The following is a 15,537-nucleotide window of genomic DNA, read 5'->3' as shown; positions in this document are numbered from 1 at the left end:
CGCCCCGGCACCCTAAGTGCCCATGACGACCAATACCTCCGCCCCCACCCCGGACTCGACTCCCGCCATTGGCGCGACCCCAGGCGCCGACCCCTGCCTCACCCTGACCAGCCCTGCCGACATCCTGGCCGCCGTGCCCTACCTCGTCGGCTTCCATCCCCACCACAGCCTCATCGTGATCGGACTCGATCACGGCCAGGCCAAGGTGGTGGCCAGGTGGAACCTGCCGCTCCCACCCGAGACCCTCGCCCCCTTGGCCCTCCTCTTCGACAGGGAGGGCGTCACCGAGATCGTCATCGTCGGCTACGGCCCCGGTGAGCTCGTCACGCCGGCGGTGGACGAGGCCAGGCTCCTGGCCACCAAGACCGAGGTCCACGTCGGCGAGGCGTTGCGGGCCCACGAGGGCCGCTACTGGTCATATGTGTGCGACGTCCCGATGTGCTGCCCGGCGGAAGGCACCCCATATGACCCGTCCACCAGTCAGATCGCCGCAGAGGCGACCGTGCGCGGCCTGGTCGCTCTCCCGGACCGGGAAGCCCTCGAACGCACGATAGCCCCGCTCACGGGTCCCGTACGGATGGCGATGCGCCGCGCCACAGCCGACGCGATCACAGACGTCCGAGCCAGACTCACAGCAGCCACAGACCTGGACACCTTCGCCCAGGACTTCATAGCCCAGGGCCTGGCGAGAGTGCGATCAGCCCTGCAGACCCACACCGAAGGCGGCCGCCTGGAAGACGCCGAAGCGGCAAGGCTGGGCCTGGATCTGACGATCACCAGAGTCCGCGACGAGGCGTGGACCCTCATGGACGAGTCCCACGCTCTCCTGTGGAAGGACCTGACCCGCAGACTGGAGCCGCGCTTCACGCCACCGGCCGCATCCCTCCTGGCCATGGCCGCCTGGCGAGCGGGAAACAGCGTGCAGGCCACCATCGCCGTCGAACGCGCCCTGACCATCGACCCCGGCTACTCGATGGCCAACCTCCTCATGCACGCCCTTCAAAACCTGCTCTCCCCAAGCATCATCCGAGGCCGCCTCCCCAGCCCCGGCGAACTCGACGCCGCCATGGGCCCCACACACGGAGCCTGGCTACTCCCGTTGGTCAACCTGCTCGACGAGGAAGACCCCCAAGACCTACCCGGCTAACCACTCACCAAGCCGGGTGCGGAACCACGAGGAAGCCACGCATCACAGCCCGCGAACAAGCCGCACGCCAGCACCGCCCGGCACCCCGCAACCCGCAACCCGACCAGTGAAATGACCGACCAGCTACCTGGCTCATGCGCCACATGGGCAGCGCGGTCGGTCACCCGGAGGCGATCGGTTCGGTTACTGGGGGTCTTCCTCGCGGCGGCGGCGCTCGTTGTAAGCGCGCATGCGCTGCGGATACCCGGTGAGCTGAACGTCGTACACCGGCAGGGCAAGATCGCGAGCGACCTTGTGGATCACTGCGGGCGAGCCGACCCTGCGCCTGGTCCACTCGCCGTCGTCGGCCACCGCCACAGCGGTCGTGTCGGTGGCGAATGTCTCTGGCTCGACGTAGAACTCGACGCCACGCCGCGAACGGGCAAAGGCGATAAGCGCTTCGATGTCGGCGTCTGTCGCCTCACGGTCGAACTTCGCAACTTTGGGGCCGCGCAGCCGACGAATGCCGTAGCGGTCTCGCCATCTCATGAATCCTTTTTATACCGTCTGGAGCCCATGCGTCGGGGATGATCTAGGGGATACATCGGGGATTCTCCCGATAGCACCTCCGGCTCCGGCGACGCAGTATGAGAGGTGACTGCCCATTTCCCTAAGGAGAGGCATGACGATTATGGCTGGGGTACCGCAAACCCCCGGGCCGGGACAGGTGCCGCCAGCTCATCTGCGCGTCACCGACCAGGACCGCGAGCACGTGGTCGAGCACGTCAAAGCCGCCTACGCGGAAGGCCGCTTCGACAAGCTCGAGTTCGACGACCGGCTGGAGCGCGCGATGACGGCGCGCACGCACGGTGACCTGATGCCCATCATGACGGAGCTGTACGGCACCCGAGCCGTATCCCAGCTCAGCCCGTTGCCGCCGCCGGTCCGCCCTGAGCGCGCGCCGGAGAGCAACGAGCGCCTCGGCGCCGCCGCCGCCCACTTGCTGATGGTCATCGGAATCCCGATCGTCGGTCCCCTGATCCTGCTGCTCACCGGGGCCAAGACCTCGCCCTACATCCGCAGGCATGCGCTGGAGGCACTCAACTTCCAGATCACGGTGGTGGGCGCGACGGTCCTCCTGCCGTTCACGATCGTCGGGGTCGTGCTCCTGCCGTTCATCTGGGTCGCGGCCGTTGTCCTCGCCATCGTCGGTGGCGTCTCCGCCTTGACGGAGGGCGCCTTCCGCTACCCCATGACGATCCGCCTGGTGAAGTAACCCGCCACCCAAGAACCCTCACCACCGCCGCCAACTCCCCCACGGAGGCCCGCCTCGGGTGTCCGTCTGTCATCGGCTGATCATCTTGGGGGTCTGTCCGTCGCCAGGTGACCGCCTCGGGGTCCTATCTCCAGGTGACCGTGATAGGTGAGGGCGGCGGCTTGGACCGTACCGTGGTGCTGGGTTTGGCTGCTCAGCGGGACAGGACCTCGTACTTGACTCGCATCACTCCCGAGCTGACGTTCCCGATGGCGGCGAAGGCGGCTTCGGAGAGGTCGAGGCAGCGCCCGCCGACGTACGGGCCGCGGTCGTTGATGCGGACCGTGACCGAGTCGCCGTTGTTCGGGTTCGTGACGCGGACCTTGCTGCCCAGCGGGAGGGTCTTGTGGGCGGCGGTCATGGCCGAGGGGTTGAAGCGTTCGCCGCTGGCGGTCATCTGGGGTTCGCCGTAGAACGAGGCGCCGCAGGCGCCGGTCGAGAGGACGCGGCTCCTGGGCTTCGTGGCCTCCGTCTTGGCCTCGGGCTCAGCAGACTTGGTGGGTTTCGGGTGGACGGCCGCCGGGGGCTTGGGGGCTGGTGACCTCGTGTCCGAGGGTGACGTTGTGTCCGCAGGCTCGGGCGATGTCGTTTCCGGGGTGGGTTGGCGGGCGGCTTCGTTCGGGGTCGTGGCCTGGTCGGGGGACGGCTTGGCCACTGGTGTCGTGGCGGCGGTGCGTTTGGGGGAGTCGTTTCCGATGGCCGCCCAAGCGGTGGTCGAGGCGGCGGCTACGACGACGGCCCCGGCTGCGATGGCGGCCCAGCGGTGGGAGCGCCTAGGGGACGGCTTGTAGGAGTGCTGGCCCAAGGTAAACCACGGTCCTAGCTAGGGGATAGGGAAGGGAAAGGCCAGGTCAAGGGGGTGTAGGGCACGTAAGGTGGCCGATCCGCAGGCGGGATGGGGGATCCCGCACGTGCGGACGAACATATGCGACAAACAACAGGTAAAGGCAACTTAATGGGACATCCAGTGACATATCTCACTTAGGTCACAGGAGTGCCTAGAACGCTGAGAGTGCGCCGCCGATCTTCGGGTGCCGGGGTACGCGAAAGACGCGGCTTGGCCGACCGTGCTGCCTGTGGACCGGCGGCTCCGCCAGGCCCGATGCGGGACTCAGGAGCCCTCAGCGTGCTCCGCTGGAAGGCGCGTCACAGCATGAGCGAGCGCACGGTCTCCACCGTGTCGGCGTCTTCGACCCGCTTGTCCGGGCGGTAACGCAGCACCCGGGCGAACCGGAGGGCCATGCCGCCGGGATAGCGCGGCGAGCGCTGGACCCCGTCGAAGGCGATCTCCACCACCAGCTCGGGCCTGAGTGTGACCGTCCACGAGTCGGTCGGGCCCGCGGCCAGCTCGAGGAAGCGCTCGGTCTGCCAGGCCAGCAGCTCGTCCGTCAGCCCCTTGAAGGTCTTGCCGAGCATCACGAACCCGCCCTCCGGGTCGCGGGCGCCCAGATGGAGGTTGGAGAGCTTGCCCTCGCGGCGGCCGTGGCCCCACTCGGCCGCGAGGACCACCAGGTCGAGGGTGTGGCGCGGCTTGACCTTGATCCAGCCCGCGCCCCGCCGACCGGCCGCGTAAGGGGAGGCCAGGGACTTGACCACCAGGCCCTCGTGACCGGCCCTCACCACGTCGGTGAAGAACTTCTCCGCCTCCGCCACATCCCCCGTGATCAGCCGCGGCGTCAGCAGGCCCTGCGGGACCGTACGGACCAGGGCTTTCTGGCGTTGCGAATAGGGCAGATCGAGCAGATCGGCGCCGTCGACCCGCAGGGCGTCGAAGAAGAACACGCTCAGCGGCGTCCGCTCGCGCAGCTGGGCGACGTTGGTCTTGCTGGTCACCCGGCTCGCCGTGACCTGGAACGGATGCGGGCGCCCGTCGGGACGCAGCGCGAGCACCTCCCCGTCCAGCACCAGATCCTCGGACGGCATCTCGAGCACCGCCTCGACCAGCTCGGGAACCTGCGGCGTGATGTCGTCGAGCGTGCGGGTGAAGACCTTCACCGCACCGCCGGAGCGGTGGGCCTGCACGCGGACACCGTCGAGTTTCCACTCCAGCGCCGCCGGGTTGCCCGCCTTCTCCAGGGCGGTGGCGACGTTGGGCGCGCTGCCCGCCAGCATGGGCGAGACCGCCTGGCCCACCTCCAGCCGGAACGCGTGCAGCGCCGCCACCCCGCCGGTCAGCGCCGCGGCCCCCACGGCGGGCAGCCAGCCGCGCAAGGTGAGCGCCCGCCGCACGTCGGCCGACGGCGCGCCTGACGCCTTGGCCACCGCCTCGATCATGACGCCGTCGAGCGCGCCCTGCCGCAGCTCGCCGAACAGCAACCTGCTCATGAACTGCTGCTCCTGGCTCGTCAGCCCCGCGAACAGCTCCGCCACCAGGGCCTTGCGCGCCGCCTGCGAGCCCTGCCCGGAAACCGCCTTGATCCTGCTCAACAGCTCGTCGACCGTGGTCAGCGTGGCGGTGGCGGCCAGCTTGGGCTGGGGCAGGTCCTCCAGCGTGCGCCAGCCCACGCCGACCTGCCGCTGGGGCAGCTCGCCCGAGAGGTAGGAGATCGCGGTCTCCGCCTCGTCGGGGCCGACCCGGCCAAGCAGCTCCGCCAGCAGGCTGATCTTGCCGAGTCTGGCGGACGTGCGCGTCACCGCCTCGGACACCCGGACCACGTCGATCAGAAGCACACGCCTATGGTGCCTCACGCCAGTGACATTTCCCCACTCGGAATTGGCTGAGAGTGTCGGAACGCCGACAAGCGCCCGGAATACAAACGACAGGGGCGGGCCGCCGATACGGCGACCCGCCCCCGCGCGGCCCGCTAGCTGACGCCGAGCAGGTCGACGACGAAGATGAGCGTCTCGTTCGGCTTGATGCGGGCGCCCGCGCCGCGGCTGCCGTAGCCGAGGTGCGGCGGGATGACCAGCTTGCGCCGGCCGCCGACCTTCATGCCCGCGACTCCCTGGTCCCAGCCGGCGATGACGCGTCCGCCGCCGAGGGGGAACGAGAACGCCTCGCCGCGGTTCCACGACGCGTCGAACTCCTCCCCGGTCGAGAACGCGACGCCCACGTAATGAACGCGTACGTTGTGGCCGGGCTTGGCCTCCGGGCCGTCGCCCACGGTCAGGTCGACGATCTCCAGGTCAGCGGGCGGGTTGCCCTCCGGGAAGTCGATCTCGGGCTTTTCGAGTGCCACGAAGTGCTCCTGTTGACGATGAGAATGGACCCGACGACTCTATGCGGTCGGGATATCGTCATCGTTCATGGCCGTCCTTTCTCCCGATGCGATCCTGCTCACCGGGCGCGTGGCCGTCGTCACCGGGGCGGCCAGGGGCATCGGGCTGGCGATCGCCGAGGCGTTCGCCGCGTTCGGAGCCCACGTCGCCGTCTGCGACCGCGACAAGCCGCACGCGGAGCTGGCGATGACGCTCGACGTGCGCGATCACGTGGCGGTGGAGGTGTTCGTCCAGGCCGTACGCGAGCGCTGGGGCCGCGTCGACGTGCTGGTCAACAACGCGGGCGGCACCTTCCACGCCGCGTTCGCGGACACGTCGGCCCGCGGCGAGCAGATCCTGATCGAGGAGAACTTCACGCAGGTCACCGGCATGATCCGGCGCCTGCTGCCGATGATGCCCGCGGGCGCGTCGATCATCAACGTGACCTCCAGCGAGGCGCACCAGGCCGCGCCGGGGTTCGCGGTGTACGCGGCGATGAAGGCCGGGCTGGAGAGCCTGACGAAGTCCCTGGCGCTGGAGCTGGCCCCCAGGGGCATCAGGGTGAACGCGATCGCGCCCGACGCCCTGCGCACCGAGGGCGAGGCGGGCGTGCGGGAGCGCATGCTGGCCCGCCCCCTGCCCTACGACCCGGTACGCGTCCCGCCGCTCGGCCACCTCGGCGACCCGGGGGACGCGGCGGGGGCGGCCGTGTTCCTGGCCGGCGACCTTGCCAGGTTCGTCACGGGGACGACGGTGCACGTGGACGGCGGCATCAACGCGGCGGGCGGCTGGCGCCGTACCTAGGGATCACCAGCTCTGGTGCAACGGCATGCCCTCGGCGTACCCGGACGAGCTCTGGATCCCCACGACCGCCTGCGCGTGGAACTCCTCCAGGTTCGACGCCCCCGCGTACGTGCACGCGGACCGCAACCCCGCCACGATCGCGTCGATCTGGTCCTCCACGCTCGGCCGCTTCGGATCCAGGTACATCCTGGACGTCGAGATCCCCTCCTCGAACAGCGCCTTCCTGGCCCGCTCGAACGCCGAGTCCTCGGCCGCCCTGAGCCGCACGGCCCGCGCCGAGGCCATGCCGAAGTTCTCCTTGTACTTGCGCCCGTTGGCGTCGGTGCGGGTGTCGCCGGGAGACTCGTACGTCCCGGCGAACCAGGACCCGATCATCACATTGGCGGCCCCCGCGGCCAGCGCCAGCGCCACGTCGCGCGGGTGCCGGACGCCGCCGTCGGCCCACACGTGCCGCCCCAGCCGCCGGGCCTCGGCGGAGCACTCCAGCACGGCCGAGAACTGCGGCCGCCCCACCCCGGTCATCATCCGCGTCGTGCACATGGCGCCGGGCCCCACCCCGACCTTGAGGATGTCGGCCCCGGCGTTCGCCAGATCGCGCACGCCGGCCGTCGTGACCACGTTGCCCGCCGCGACGGGCACGCCGGGGTCGAGCGCCTTGACCGTGCGCAGGGCGGCGACCATCTTCTCCTGGTGCCCGTGCGCGGTGTCCACGACCAGGCAGTCGATCCCGGTCTCCAGCAACTCCTTGGCCTTGGCGGCCACGTCGCCGTTCACGCCGACCGCCGCCGCGACGCGCAACCGGCCCTGGGCGTCGACCGCGGGCTGGTAGAGGGTGGCGCGCAGGGCGCCCGTGCGGGTGAGGATGCCCACCAGCCGCCCGCTCGCGTCCACGATGGGCGCCAGCCGGTGCCGGCCCTCGTGCAGCCGCTCGAACGCGCCACGGGGCCCGAGCCCGGCCGGCAGCGTGAGCAGCTCGCTCGACATGACCTGCGAGAGCTGGGTGAACATGTCCACGCCCTCGCAGTCGGCCTCGGTCACGACGCCGACGGGCCGGTTGTCCCAGTCCACCACGATGACCGCGCCGTGCGCCCGCTTGGGCAGCAGCCGCAGCGCCTCGCCGACGGTGTCGTGCGAGGTGAGAGTCAGGGGCGTGTCGTGTACGAGATCGCGTTTCTTGACCCAGTCGACGACGTTCGAGATGACGTCCAGCGGTATGTCCTGCGGGATCACGGTGATGCCACCCCGCCGCGCCACGGTCTCGGCCATGCGACGGCCCGCGACCGCGGTCATGTTGGCAACGACGATGGGAATGGTGGTGCCCGTGCCGTCGTGCGTGGAAAGGTCGACTGCGAGCCGGGAACCGATCGAGGACCGCGACGGCACCATGAACACGTCGCTATAGGTCAAATCGTGGTGAGGCTCGAGGTCATTAAGAAATTTCACGTTCATCCATCTTATGTGGTGACAGGTTCATCCTTGAGTTTTCCCCTTTCGTGGGGGCTTATGATCGGCCGGGACACTTTTGGGGGAGGGGAGGGCCTGTGGATGTCACTGATCGGGCCGAGCTGGTCGTGGTCGGCTTCGCCGTACGCACCACTAATGCCGACGAGCTGGATCCGGCGCGGGCCAAGCTGCCCACGCTGTGGCAGCGGGCGGGCGCGCCGGGGGCTTTCGCGCACGTGCCGGGACGCGCCGACGAGAACCTCTACGCCGTGCTGACCGACTACGAGAGCGACCACAACGGGGCCTACACGCAGATCGTCGGCATCGGCGTGCGGACCGTGCCGCGGCTGCCCGAGGGGATGGTGGCCGTACGCGTGCCGGCCGCCCCGTCGCTGAAGCTGGAGGCCCGCGGCCCGATGCCGCAGGCCCTCGTCGAGGCGTGGCAGCAGGTGTGGAAGCACACCGAGTCGGGCGGCACGCCGTCGCGGGCGTTCACGACGGATCTCGAGGTGCACCACCCGGACGGCGCGGACCTCTACATCGGCGTCTAAGGGAGTCCGAGCGCGGCGGCCGCCGCTTCGACGGCCGTCGGCTTGACCTCGTCGATCGGCAGGCCGGCGTATTCCACCGCGCAGTCGGACATCCCGCCGAGCGCGACCGTCGCCCTGATGTGCTGCGCCCGCGTGAGCTCGGGCCCGAGCAGCAGGGTGATCACCTGACGCCGCCAGTCGAACATGCGCGCGCCCAGGTCGAGCACGTCCAGCGTGTGCAGCTCCCGCACCATCATGACGATCACCTCGCGGTGCCGCCAGATCAGCTCGAAGTAGTCGTCGAGCAGCCTCAGGGGGTCGCCCGGCTCCCGTGTGGCGGCGAACCGCTCCATGTCCTCCACCAGCGGCTGCACGATGCTGCGTACGAGGTCGTCGCGCGAGGCGAAGTGGTAGTAGAGCGCGGGCTTGGTGATGCCCAGCCGATCGGCGATCTGGCGCAGGCTGGTGTTCCGCACGCCCTGCTCGACGAACAGCTCGCGGGCCACCGCCTGGATGCGGGACTTGGTGTCACTGGGCATGGCCCCAAGAATATCCCTTACCTATCGTTAAGTAAGGTGCTAGCCTCCTACTTACCTTCCGTTAAGTAAGGAGCGGTCATGCGGATCCTCATCTCGGGGGCGAGCGTCGCGGGCCCGGCTCTCGCGTACTGGCTCACCAGGTACGGCTTCACCGTCACCGTCGTGGAACAGGCCCCGGCGCTGCGCAAGACGGGCGGCCACGCGATCGACCTGTTCAGGCCGGCGATGGACATCGTCGAGCAGATGGGCGTGCTGGAGCAGGTCCAGGCGAAGAAGACCGGCATAGAGTGGCTCACGATGCGCAGGGAGGGCCGGGAAAGGCCCCTGGAGCTGGAGCTGCGCCGGGTCATGACCGCCGTCTCCGACCGGCACGTCGAGATCATGCGTGACGACCTGAGCGAGATCTTCTACGACGCCACCCGCCACGACGTGGACTACGTCTTCGGCGACTCCATCGCCTCGATCTCCGACGGTGGCGAGGTGACGTTCGACAGCGGCAGGGCGGCGGAGTTCGACCTGGTGGTCGGCGCCGACGGCCTGCACTCCAACGTGCGCCGCCTGGTCTTCGGCCCCGAGTCCGACTTCACCACGTGGATCGGCGCCTACCTGGCCGTCTTCTCGATGCCCAACTACCCGGGTCTCGACGGCCGCATGGAGGCCATCGCGGGGGTGGGCAGGATGGCCGGCTACGGGGCGGTGCATATGGACGACGCGCGGGCGGTGTTCCTGTTCAGGACGCCGGAGCAGCTCGACTACCACCACCGGGACGTGGCCAGGCAGAAGGAGCTGCTGCGCGAGCGCTTCGCCGGTATGGGCTGGGAGGTGCCGAGGCTGCTGGCGGAGCTGGACCGCACGCCCGCGTTCTACTTCGACTCGATCACGCAGCTCCGCCTGGACACCTGGTCGAAGGGCCGGGTGACGCTGGTGGGCGACGCCGGTTACTGCCCGGGTCCCGCCGTCGGGGGCAGCACGAGCCTCGCGGTCGTGGGGGCGTACATCCTGGCGGGGGAGCTCGCCACCTACGGCGGCGACCACACGCGCGCCTTCCCGTCCTACGAGTCCGAGATAGGCGAGTACGTACGCCGCAGCCGTACGTTCGCCATCGGCGCGGCCAAGCGCATCGTGCCCGGCAGCCGGTTCGACCTGTGGGCGCTCACCCAAGGTGTCAGGCTGATCAACCACCTGCCCGCCGCGCTCACCAAGGCCGCGACCAAGATCGGCAGCAAGGGTGTGCGCCTGCACGACTCGATCGCGCTGAAGGACTACTCGCTCATGCGAGCACCCCTTGACCGCGCAGCTTCTCCGCTTCCTCCTGAGAAAGCCCCCAGCCCGAGAGGTCGGTGAGCCGGGTCGCCGGGGAGAGATCGGGCTCGGCGACGCCGAGCAGGCGCGGCGCGGGCACGGGCTGGGTGACGCCGCCGACCTGGACGAAGGAGCCGCGGGCGGCGTTGTGCGGATGGGAGGCGGCCTCGGACATGGACAACACGGGCGACACACACGCGTCAGAGCCCTCGAACAGCGCCTCCCATTCGGCCCGCGTCCTGCTCCTGAACTCCTCGGCCAGCCGGGCCTTCAACGCCGGCCACTGGGCCCTGTCGTTCCTGTCGGGCAGGCCGGTCAGCCCCATCAGGCTCACCATGGCGTCCCAGAACTGCGGCTCCAGCGCTCCCACCGCCACGTACTCGCCGTCGGCGGTCTCGTAGGTGTCGTACTGCGGCGCCCCGGTGTCCAGCAGGTTCGTCCCCCGAGGTCCCCAGTGACCGCTCTGCACGGCCTGGTAGAACATCGAGAACAGGATCGCCGCCCCGTCCACCATGGCCGCGTCGATCACCCGCCCCTTCCCGGTCCGCTCCCGCTCGAACAGGGCCAGCAGCACCCCGTACGCGAGCATGAGCCCGCCACCGGCGAAGTCGCCGAGGATGTTGATCGGCGGCGTCGGCTGATCCCCGTCCCTGCCGAGCATCGACAGGATGCCGGAGACGGCGATGTAGTCGATGTCGTGCCCGGCGGTGGAGGCGAGCGGCCCGTCCTGGCCCCACCCGGTCATCCGCCCGTAGACCAGCCGCTCGTTCACCGCGTGCAGATCATCGGGGCCGATCCCGAGCCGTTCCGCCACGCCCGGCCGGAACACCTCGATCACCACGTCGGCGTGCCGGACCAGCTCCTTGAACGCCGCCACGCCCTCGGGAGCCTTCAGATCCAGCCCGATCGTGCGCTTGCCGCGATCCATGACATCCGTACGCGGCCGGTCGGAAACGGCCTTGACCCGATCGACCCGCAGCACGTCGGCACCATGGTCGGCCAGCATCATCCCCGCGAACGGCCCGGGGGCGAGCCCCGCGAGCTCCAGCACGCGCACCCCGGCCAGCGGACCTCTGCGAAGTTCAGGCATCTCCACAGTAGAACAACATTCGGTGATCTATCGCAAGCCGCAGCCCCGACCTCCCGGCGAAGGCGTGGGAGGTATGGGAAACTTGCCCACTATGTTCGGGTGGTCTACAGGGGTTGGACATGGTTTCGGATAGCAACCGGCTCATCGCAGGGCGCTACCAGTTATTGCGCGAGCTGGGTCGCGGGGGCATGGGCGTGGTCTGGGAAGGCGGCGACACACTGCTCAACCGGCAGGTCGCCATCAAGGAAGTGCTGCTGCCCGACGGGTTGTCGCCGGGCGACCAGGAACGCCAGCTCCTGCGTACCGCGCGCGAGGCCCGCATGGCGGCCAAGCTGAACCATCCGTCCGTCGTCGCCGTCTACGACGTGGTCGAGGAGGGCGGCCGCCCGTGGATCGTGATGGAGCTGCTGCGCCATCCCTCGGTCGAGGAGGTCGTGCTCACCACGGGCGCCCTGCCGGTGCGGCAGGCGGCGGACGTGGGCCGGCAGGTGCTGTCCGCGCTGAATGCGGCCCACCAGGCGGGGATCCTGCACCGGGACGTCAAACCCAGCAACATCCTGCTGGCCGACGACGGCCGGGCCGTGCTCACCGACTTCGGCATCGCCACGGCCGAGGGCGACGCGTCGCTCACCAAGACCGGCATGGTCACCGGCTCGCCGAGCTTCCTGGCCCCGGAACGGGTGCGTGCCGCCGAGGCGGGACCGGCCTCCGACCTGTGGTCGCTGGGCGCCACGCTGTACGCCTGCATGGTGGGGCGCTCGCCGTTCGAACGGGGCGACCCCATGGCGACGCTCAACGCGCTGCTCAGCGAGGAGCCGGACTACCGCAGGATCCCGCCGATCATGCACCCGGTCCTGCGCGGCCTGCTGCGCAAGGAGCCGGAGGACCGCGTGGCCGCCGAGGAGGCCGACCGGCTGCTCGCGGCCATCGCCGCCAGCAGGCCCGCGCACGCGGACCGGGACGTGCCCGAGCGGAAGCGGAGCGGCGGCCGCGGCCGGGCCCTGCTGGCGGCGGGCGCGGCGGCGGTGCTGGTGGTGGTGGCGGGTGGCGCGATCGCCTACTTCCGGCTCGCGTCGCCGGCCGAGGGCACCCCGAAGGCCATCACCCAGCCGGCCGCCGCGACCAGCCCGCTCACGCCACCCACCACGCCGGCGCCGAGCGCCACGCCCACCCCGACGCCCAGCGCGACCAGGATCGTCCCGGCCGCACGGGTGTGGAAGTCGCGGGACGGCTGGTCGATCATGCGGCCGACCGGCTGGAAGGGCGCGCTCGCCGAGGCGTACACCGAGTGGACCCGCAGGGACGGGAACGCCCATCTCGGCGTCGAGGCCATCTACTCCAACAGCGACCCGAACCAGGCCCTGCGCGACTCGGAGGAGGCCCTCAAGAGCACCGCCCAGGACGTCGTGAACCGCGGCCGCAGGACGGCCGTGCACCAGGGCGTCAAGGCCGTGGAGTGGGAGTTCTCCTGGACCGCGGGCGCGGGCGCCGACCCGCGCTGGGCCACGCCGGGCACGCGCTACCACGAGGTACGCCGGGCGCTGACGATCGGCGACACCGCCTACATCGTGTCCTGGACGGTCACCGAGGCTCAGTGGCTGCGTAACAGGGGGCTTATGCGGCAGGTGATCAGCAGCTTTACTGTGGGGGCATGAGCCCCTGGAACCTGCTCGCCCTGCCCCCGCTCCCCGAGGAGCTGATGCGCCGCCTGCTGGCCCCGCTCGGCGACCGCGTGGAGGTGCGCGTGCCCGCGGCCCGCGACAGGGAGGCGCTGCTGGCCGCGCTGCCGGAGGCGGAGATCGTGCTCGGCGACTGGACGGGCACGCTCGCGCTGGACGCCGAGGCCGTCAGGGCGGCGCCCCGGCTGTCGTTCGTGCAGCAGCCCTCCGTGGGCGTGGACGGCCACGACCTGGACGCCCTGGCCGCGGCCGGGGTGCCGCTGGCCAACACGCCCGGGGTCAGCGCCGTCGCGGTCTCGGAGTGGTGCCTGGCCGCCACCTTGTCGTTGTCGCGCAAGCTCGCCGCCGCCGACGCCGCCGTACGCGCCGGCGAATGGCCCCAGCAGGGCCTGCAGCCGCACGAGTTGCGCGGCCGGCGCGTGGGTGTCGTCGGGTACGGCCCGATCGGCGTCACCTGCGCGGAGATGTTCCGCGCCCTGGGCTGCCACGTGTCCTACTGGACCCGCACGCCCCGGAAGGACCCCGGCTTCGAGGACCTCGACTCGCTCGTGTCGTCGAGCGACGTCGTGGTCGTGGTGATCGCCCTGTCGGACGAGACCCGCGCCCTCGTCGACCCCCGCGGGATGAAGGAGGGCGCGCTGCTCGTGAACGCGGCCAGAGGCGGCGTCGTGGACCAGCGGGCGCTGGTGGACGCGTTGCGTGCGGGACGCCTGGGCGGGGCGGCGCTGGACGTGTTCGAGGTGGAGCCCCTGCCTTCTGACGACCCGCTGCGCGAGCTCCCGAACGTCCTGCTGTCCCCGCACGTCGCGGGCGTCACACCCGAGGCCACCAGCCGCCTGCTCACGGCCACGCTGGACAACCTCGCCGCGGCCGTCGACGGCCGCGAGGTGGACGGCGTGCTCAACGGCGTATCATCGACGATCTACAGGAAGTTTACTCAATCGCCTACCACGTAGGTGTTTCACCTGGCACGATGAAGAGTTTTCGTGTCTTTAACGACCCCGGTCTGTTCCGAGTCGCTCGCGGGAGATACCGTCTTACGGACGATCTCTGCCAGCTCAAAGGGGGGTGCTTCGTGAACGAGCGTAGCGAGCGAACAAATCAAACGCAGCACGACTTTGTCGTCGCGGCCCCGACGAAGGAGGGGCCGTGACGACGACGATGTCGACACACCGACGGGCAGTAGAGCAGATCCGGCAGTCGTACGCCGAGATCCCGGGTGGCGCCGCGCCCCGGCTGGCCAAGTCCACGTCCAACCTGTTCAGGTTCCGCGACCCGGGCCGGACGGCCAAGCTCTCGGCCAGGGATCTCGACGAGGTCATCAGCGTCGACCCGGAGACCATGACGGCCGAGGTCCAGGGCATGACCACGTACGAGCACCTGGTGGACGCCACGCTACGGCACGGGCTCATGCCGTACGTGGTGCCGCAGCTCAAGACCATCACGCTGGGCGGGGCCGTGACGGGGCTCGGCATCGAGTCCACCAGCTTCAGGGACGGCCTGCCGCACGAGTCGGTCGAGGAGCTCGAGATCCTCACCGGTGACGGGCGCGTCGTCGTGGCCCGCGACGACAACGAGCACCGCGACCTGTTCCGCGCGTTCCCCAACTCCTACGGCACGCTCGGCTACGCGCTGCGCATCAGGATCAAGCTGCGCAAGGTGCAGCCGTACGTGCATCTCACGCACGTCAAGTTCACGGACGCGGACAAGTGCATGCTGGCCATGCAGGAGATCTGCGACAACATGGTGCACGACGGCGAGAACGTCGACTTCGTGGACGGCGTCTTCTTCCACCCGGGGGAGATGTACATCACGATCGGCCGCTTCGCCGAGCGGGCCCCCTACGTGTCCGACTACACCGGGATGCGGATCTACTACCAGTCGATCACGCAGCGCAACCGCGACTGGCTGACGATCCGCGACTACCTGTGGCGCTGGGACACCGACTGGTTCTGGTGCTCGCGCGCCTTCGGCGTACAGCAGCCGGTGGTCCGCTCGCTGATGCCGCGCCGCTGGATGCGCTCCGACGTCTACCGCCGCCTGGTGTCGCTCGACCGGAAATACGGCCTGACCGCCCGCATCGACAGGTGGCGCGACCAGCCGGTGCAGGAGTCGGTCATCCAGGACGTGGAGACTCCGGTCGAACGAGGGGCCGAGTTCCTGGCGTTCTTCCATGACAAGGTGGGCATGACCCCGGTGTGGATGTGCCCGCTGCGGGCCTCCTCCCGCTGGCCGATCTACCCGCTGGAGCCCGGCAAGCTCTACGTCAACTTCGGTTTCTGGGGAATGGTGCCGCTGCCACGGGGTCAGTTCGACGGTTACTACAACCAGCTCATCGAGAACTCGGTGCACGAGCTGGACGGCCACAAGTCGCTCTACTCGACCTCCTTCTACGCCCGTGAGCAGTTCTGGCAGCTGTACAACGGCGATGCTTATTGGCCGGTCAAGCGGGAATACGACCCGAACGGTCGCCTGCTGGACCTGTACGAAAAGTGTGTACGGGGAAGGTGA

15 protein-coding genes are annotated in these 15,537 nt (G+C 69.7%); 8 read left to right on the top strand and 7 right to left on the bottom strand.

Annotated elements, in window-relative coordinates; translation table 11 throughout:
• The first annotated feature begins 22 nt into the window (after nucleotides 1-22).
• Entirely contained in the window at nucleotides 23-1,147 is a 1,125-nt protein-coding gene (locus tag ACFLIM_RS22700) for a DUF4192 domain-containing protein (RefSeq protein WP_393168467.1), read from the top strand.
• Nucleotides 1,148-1,330: 183 nt separating this feature from the next.
• On the opposite strand, the gene ACFLIM_RS22695 is transcribed toward ACFLIM_RS22700, so the two are convergent.
• Complete coding sequence (locus ACFLIM_RS22695; RefSeq protein ID WP_393168465.1) at nucleotides 1,331-1,675, bottom strand: hypothetical protein; 345 nt, start codon at nucleotides 1,673-1,675, stop codon at nucleotides 1,331-1,333.
• Between the two features lie 133 nt (nucleotides 1,676-1,808).
• On the opposite strand from ACFLIM_RS22695, the gene ACFLIM_RS22690 reads away from it, so the two are divergent.
• Nucleotides 1,809-2,402 (top strand): DUF1707 and DUF4870 domain-containing protein, encoded by a 594-nt coding sequence (locus ACFLIM_RS22690; RefSeq protein WP_393168463.1) that lies wholly within the window; start codon nucleotides 1,809-1,811, stop codon nucleotides 2,400-2,402.
• 193 nt (nucleotides 2,403-2,595) lie between these two features.
• Here the strand turns inward: ACFLIM_RS22690 and ACFLIM_RS22685 are convergent, their stop codons facing one another.
• From ACFLIM_RS22685 to ACFLIM_RS22675, 3 genes are all read right to left on the bottom strand, one after another.
• Nucleotides 2,596-3,246 carry a septal ring lytic transglycosylase RlpA family protein gene (locus ACFLIM_RS22685; RefSeq protein WP_393168461.1) on the bottom strand — a complete coding sequence of 217 codons (651 nt, stop codon included), beginning with the start codon at nucleotides 3,244-3,246 and terminating at the stop codon, nucleotides 2,596-2,598.
• 341 nt (nucleotides 3,247-3,587) lie between these two features.
• On the bottom strand, nucleotides 3,588-5,111 hold the full coding sequence (locus tag ACFLIM_RS22680) for an ATP-dependent DNA ligase (protein ID WP_393168460.1): 1,524 nt from the start codon (nucleotides 5,109-5,111) through the stop codon (nucleotides 3,588-3,590).
• A gap of 134 nt (nucleotides 5,112-5,245) precedes the next feature.
• Nucleotides 5,246-5,620: an FKBP-type peptidyl-prolyl cis-trans isomerase gene (locus ACFLIM_RS22675; protein ID WP_393168458.1), complete on the bottom strand. Its 375-nt coding sequence runs from the start codon at nucleotides 5,618-5,620 to the stop codon at nucleotides 5,246-5,248.
• 67 nt (nucleotides 5,621-5,687) lie between these two features.
• Here ACFLIM_RS22675 and ACFLIM_RS22670 point away from each other — a divergent pair, with 67 nt between their 5' ends.
• On the top strand, nucleotides 5,688-6,443 hold the full coding sequence (locus tag ACFLIM_RS22670) for an SDR family NAD(P)-dependent oxidoreductase (RefSeq protein ID WP_393168456.1): 756 nt from the start codon (nucleotides 5,688-5,690) through the stop codon (nucleotides 6,441-6,443).
• Between the two features lie 3 nt (nucleotides 6,444-6,446).
• On the opposite strand, the gene ACFLIM_RS22665 is transcribed toward ACFLIM_RS22670, so the two are convergent.
• Nucleotides 6,447-7,886, bottom strand: a complete 1,440-nt coding sequence (locus ACFLIM_RS22665; protein WP_393168455.1) for a GuaB1 family IMP dehydrogenase-related protein — start codon at nucleotides 7,884-7,886, stop codon at nucleotides 6,447-6,449.
• Nucleotides 7,887-7,984: 98 nt separating this feature from the next.
• On the opposite strand from ACFLIM_RS22665, the gene ACFLIM_RS22660 reads away from it, so the two are divergent.
• The gene (locus ACFLIM_RS22660; protein ID WP_393168453.1) at nucleotides 7,985-8,437 is read left to right on the top strand and encodes a GyrI-like domain-containing protein; all 453 of its coding nucleotides are present in this window, start codon (nucleotides 7,985-7,987) and stop codon (nucleotides 8,435-8,437) included.
• Here the strand turns inward: ACFLIM_RS22660 and ACFLIM_RS22655 are convergent.
• Nucleotides 8,434-8,955 (bottom strand): TetR/AcrR family transcriptional regulator, encoded by a 522-nt coding sequence (locus ACFLIM_RS22655; protein ID WP_393168452.1) that lies wholly within the window; start codon nucleotides 8,953-8,955, stop codon nucleotides 8,434-8,436. The two genes, ACFLIM_RS22660 and ACFLIM_RS22655, sit on opposite strands and share 4 nt — an antisense overlap.
• 78 nt (nucleotides 8,956-9,033) lie before the next feature.
• On the opposite strand from ACFLIM_RS22655, the gene ACFLIM_RS22650 reads away from it, so the two are divergent.
• Nucleotides 9,034-10,299, top strand: a complete 1,266-nt coding sequence (locus ACFLIM_RS22650) for an FAD-dependent monooxygenase (protein ID WP_393168450.1) — start codon at nucleotides 9,034-9,036, stop codon at nucleotides 10,297-10,299.
• Here the strand turns inward: ACFLIM_RS22650 and ACFLIM_RS22645 are convergent.
• A complete protein-coding gene (locus ACFLIM_RS22645; protein WP_393168449.1) occupies nucleotides 10,226-11,347 on the bottom strand; it encodes a CaiB/BaiF CoA transferase family protein in 1,122 nt (373 codons plus the stop codon). The genes ACFLIM_RS22650 and ACFLIM_RS22645 overlap by 74 nt on opposite strands.
• A gap of 119 nt (nucleotides 11,348-11,466) precedes the next feature.
• Between ACFLIM_RS22645 and ACFLIM_RS22640 the strand changes: the two genes are divergently transcribed.
• The 3 genes from ACFLIM_RS22640 to ACFLIM_RS22630 all read left to right on the top strand — a co-directional run bounded on the left by ACFLIM_RS22640 (nucleotide 11,467) and on the right by ACFLIM_RS22630 (nucleotide 15,537).
• On the top strand, nucleotides 11,467-13,002 hold the full coding sequence (locus ACFLIM_RS22640; RefSeq protein ID WP_393168447.1) for a serine/threonine-protein kinase: 1,536 nt from the start codon (nucleotides 11,467-11,469) through the stop codon (nucleotides 13,000-13,002).
• Complete coding sequence (locus ACFLIM_RS22635) at nucleotides 12,999-13,982, top strand: NAD(P)-dependent oxidoreductase (protein ID WP_393168445.1); 984 nt, start codon at nucleotides 12,999-13,001, stop codon at nucleotides 13,980-13,982. Before ACFLIM_RS22640 ends, ACFLIM_RS22635 begins: the two co-directional genes overlap by 4 nt.
• A gap of 205 nt (nucleotides 13,983-14,187) precedes the next feature.
• On the top strand, nucleotides 14,188-15,537 hold the full coding sequence (locus ACFLIM_RS22630) for an FAD-binding oxidoreductase (protein ID WP_393168659.1): 1,350 nt from the start codon (nucleotides 14,188-14,190) through the stop codon (nucleotides 15,535-15,537).

The sequence above is a fragment of the Nonomuraea marmarensis genome, assembly GCF_043197025.1.
Lineage (GTDB): Bacteria > Actinomycetota > Actinomycetes > Streptosporangiales > Streptosporangiaceae > Nonomuraea > Nonomuraea marmarensis.
This window is presented reverse-complemented; position numbering and strand designations above follow the sequence as displayed.

Excerpts from the sequence above, each read along its gene's own strand:
- ACFLIM_RS22635 (WP_393168445.1), top strand. The coding sequence starts at position 12,999 with ATGAGCCCCTGGAACCTGCTCGCCCTGCCCCCGCTCCCCGAGGAGCTG.
- ACFLIM_RS22645 (WP_393168449.1), bottom strand. The coding sequence starts at position 11,347 with ATGCCTGAACTTCGCAGAGGTCCGCTGGCCGGGGTGCGCGTGCTGGAG.
- ACFLIM_RS22650 (WP_393168450.1), top strand. The coding sequence starts at position 9,034 with ATGCGGATCCTCATCTCGGGGGCGAGCGTCGCGGGCCCGGCTCTCGCG.
- ACFLIM_RS22655 (WP_393168452.1), bottom strand. The coding sequence starts at position 8,955 with ATGCCCAGTGACACCAAGTCCCGCATCCAGGCGGTGGCCCGCGAGCTG.
- ACFLIM_RS22670 (WP_393168456.1), top strand. The coding sequence starts at position 5,688 with ATGGCCGTCCTTTCTCCCGATGCGATCCTGCTCACCGGGCGCGTGGCC.
- ACFLIM_RS22695 (WP_393168465.1), bottom strand. The coding sequence starts at position 1,675 with ATGAGATGGCGAGACCGCTACGGCATTCGTCGGCTGCGCGGCCCCAAA.
- ACFLIM_RS22690 (WP_393168463.1), top strand. The coding sequence starts at position 1,809 with ATGACGATTATGGCTGGGGTACCGCAAACCCCCGGGCCGGGACAGGTG.
- ACFLIM_RS22640 (WP_393168447.1), top strand. The coding sequence starts at position 11,467 with ATGGTTTCGGATAGCAACCGGCTCATCGCAGGGCGCTACCAGTTATTG.
- ACFLIM_RS22630 (WP_393168659.1), top strand. The coding sequence starts at position 14,188 with ATGTCGACACACCGACGGGCAGTAGAGCAGATCCGGCAGTCGTACGCC.
- ACFLIM_RS22700 (WP_393168467.1), top strand. The coding sequence starts at position 23 with ATGACGACCAATACCTCCGCCCCCACCCCGGACTCGACTCCCGCCATT.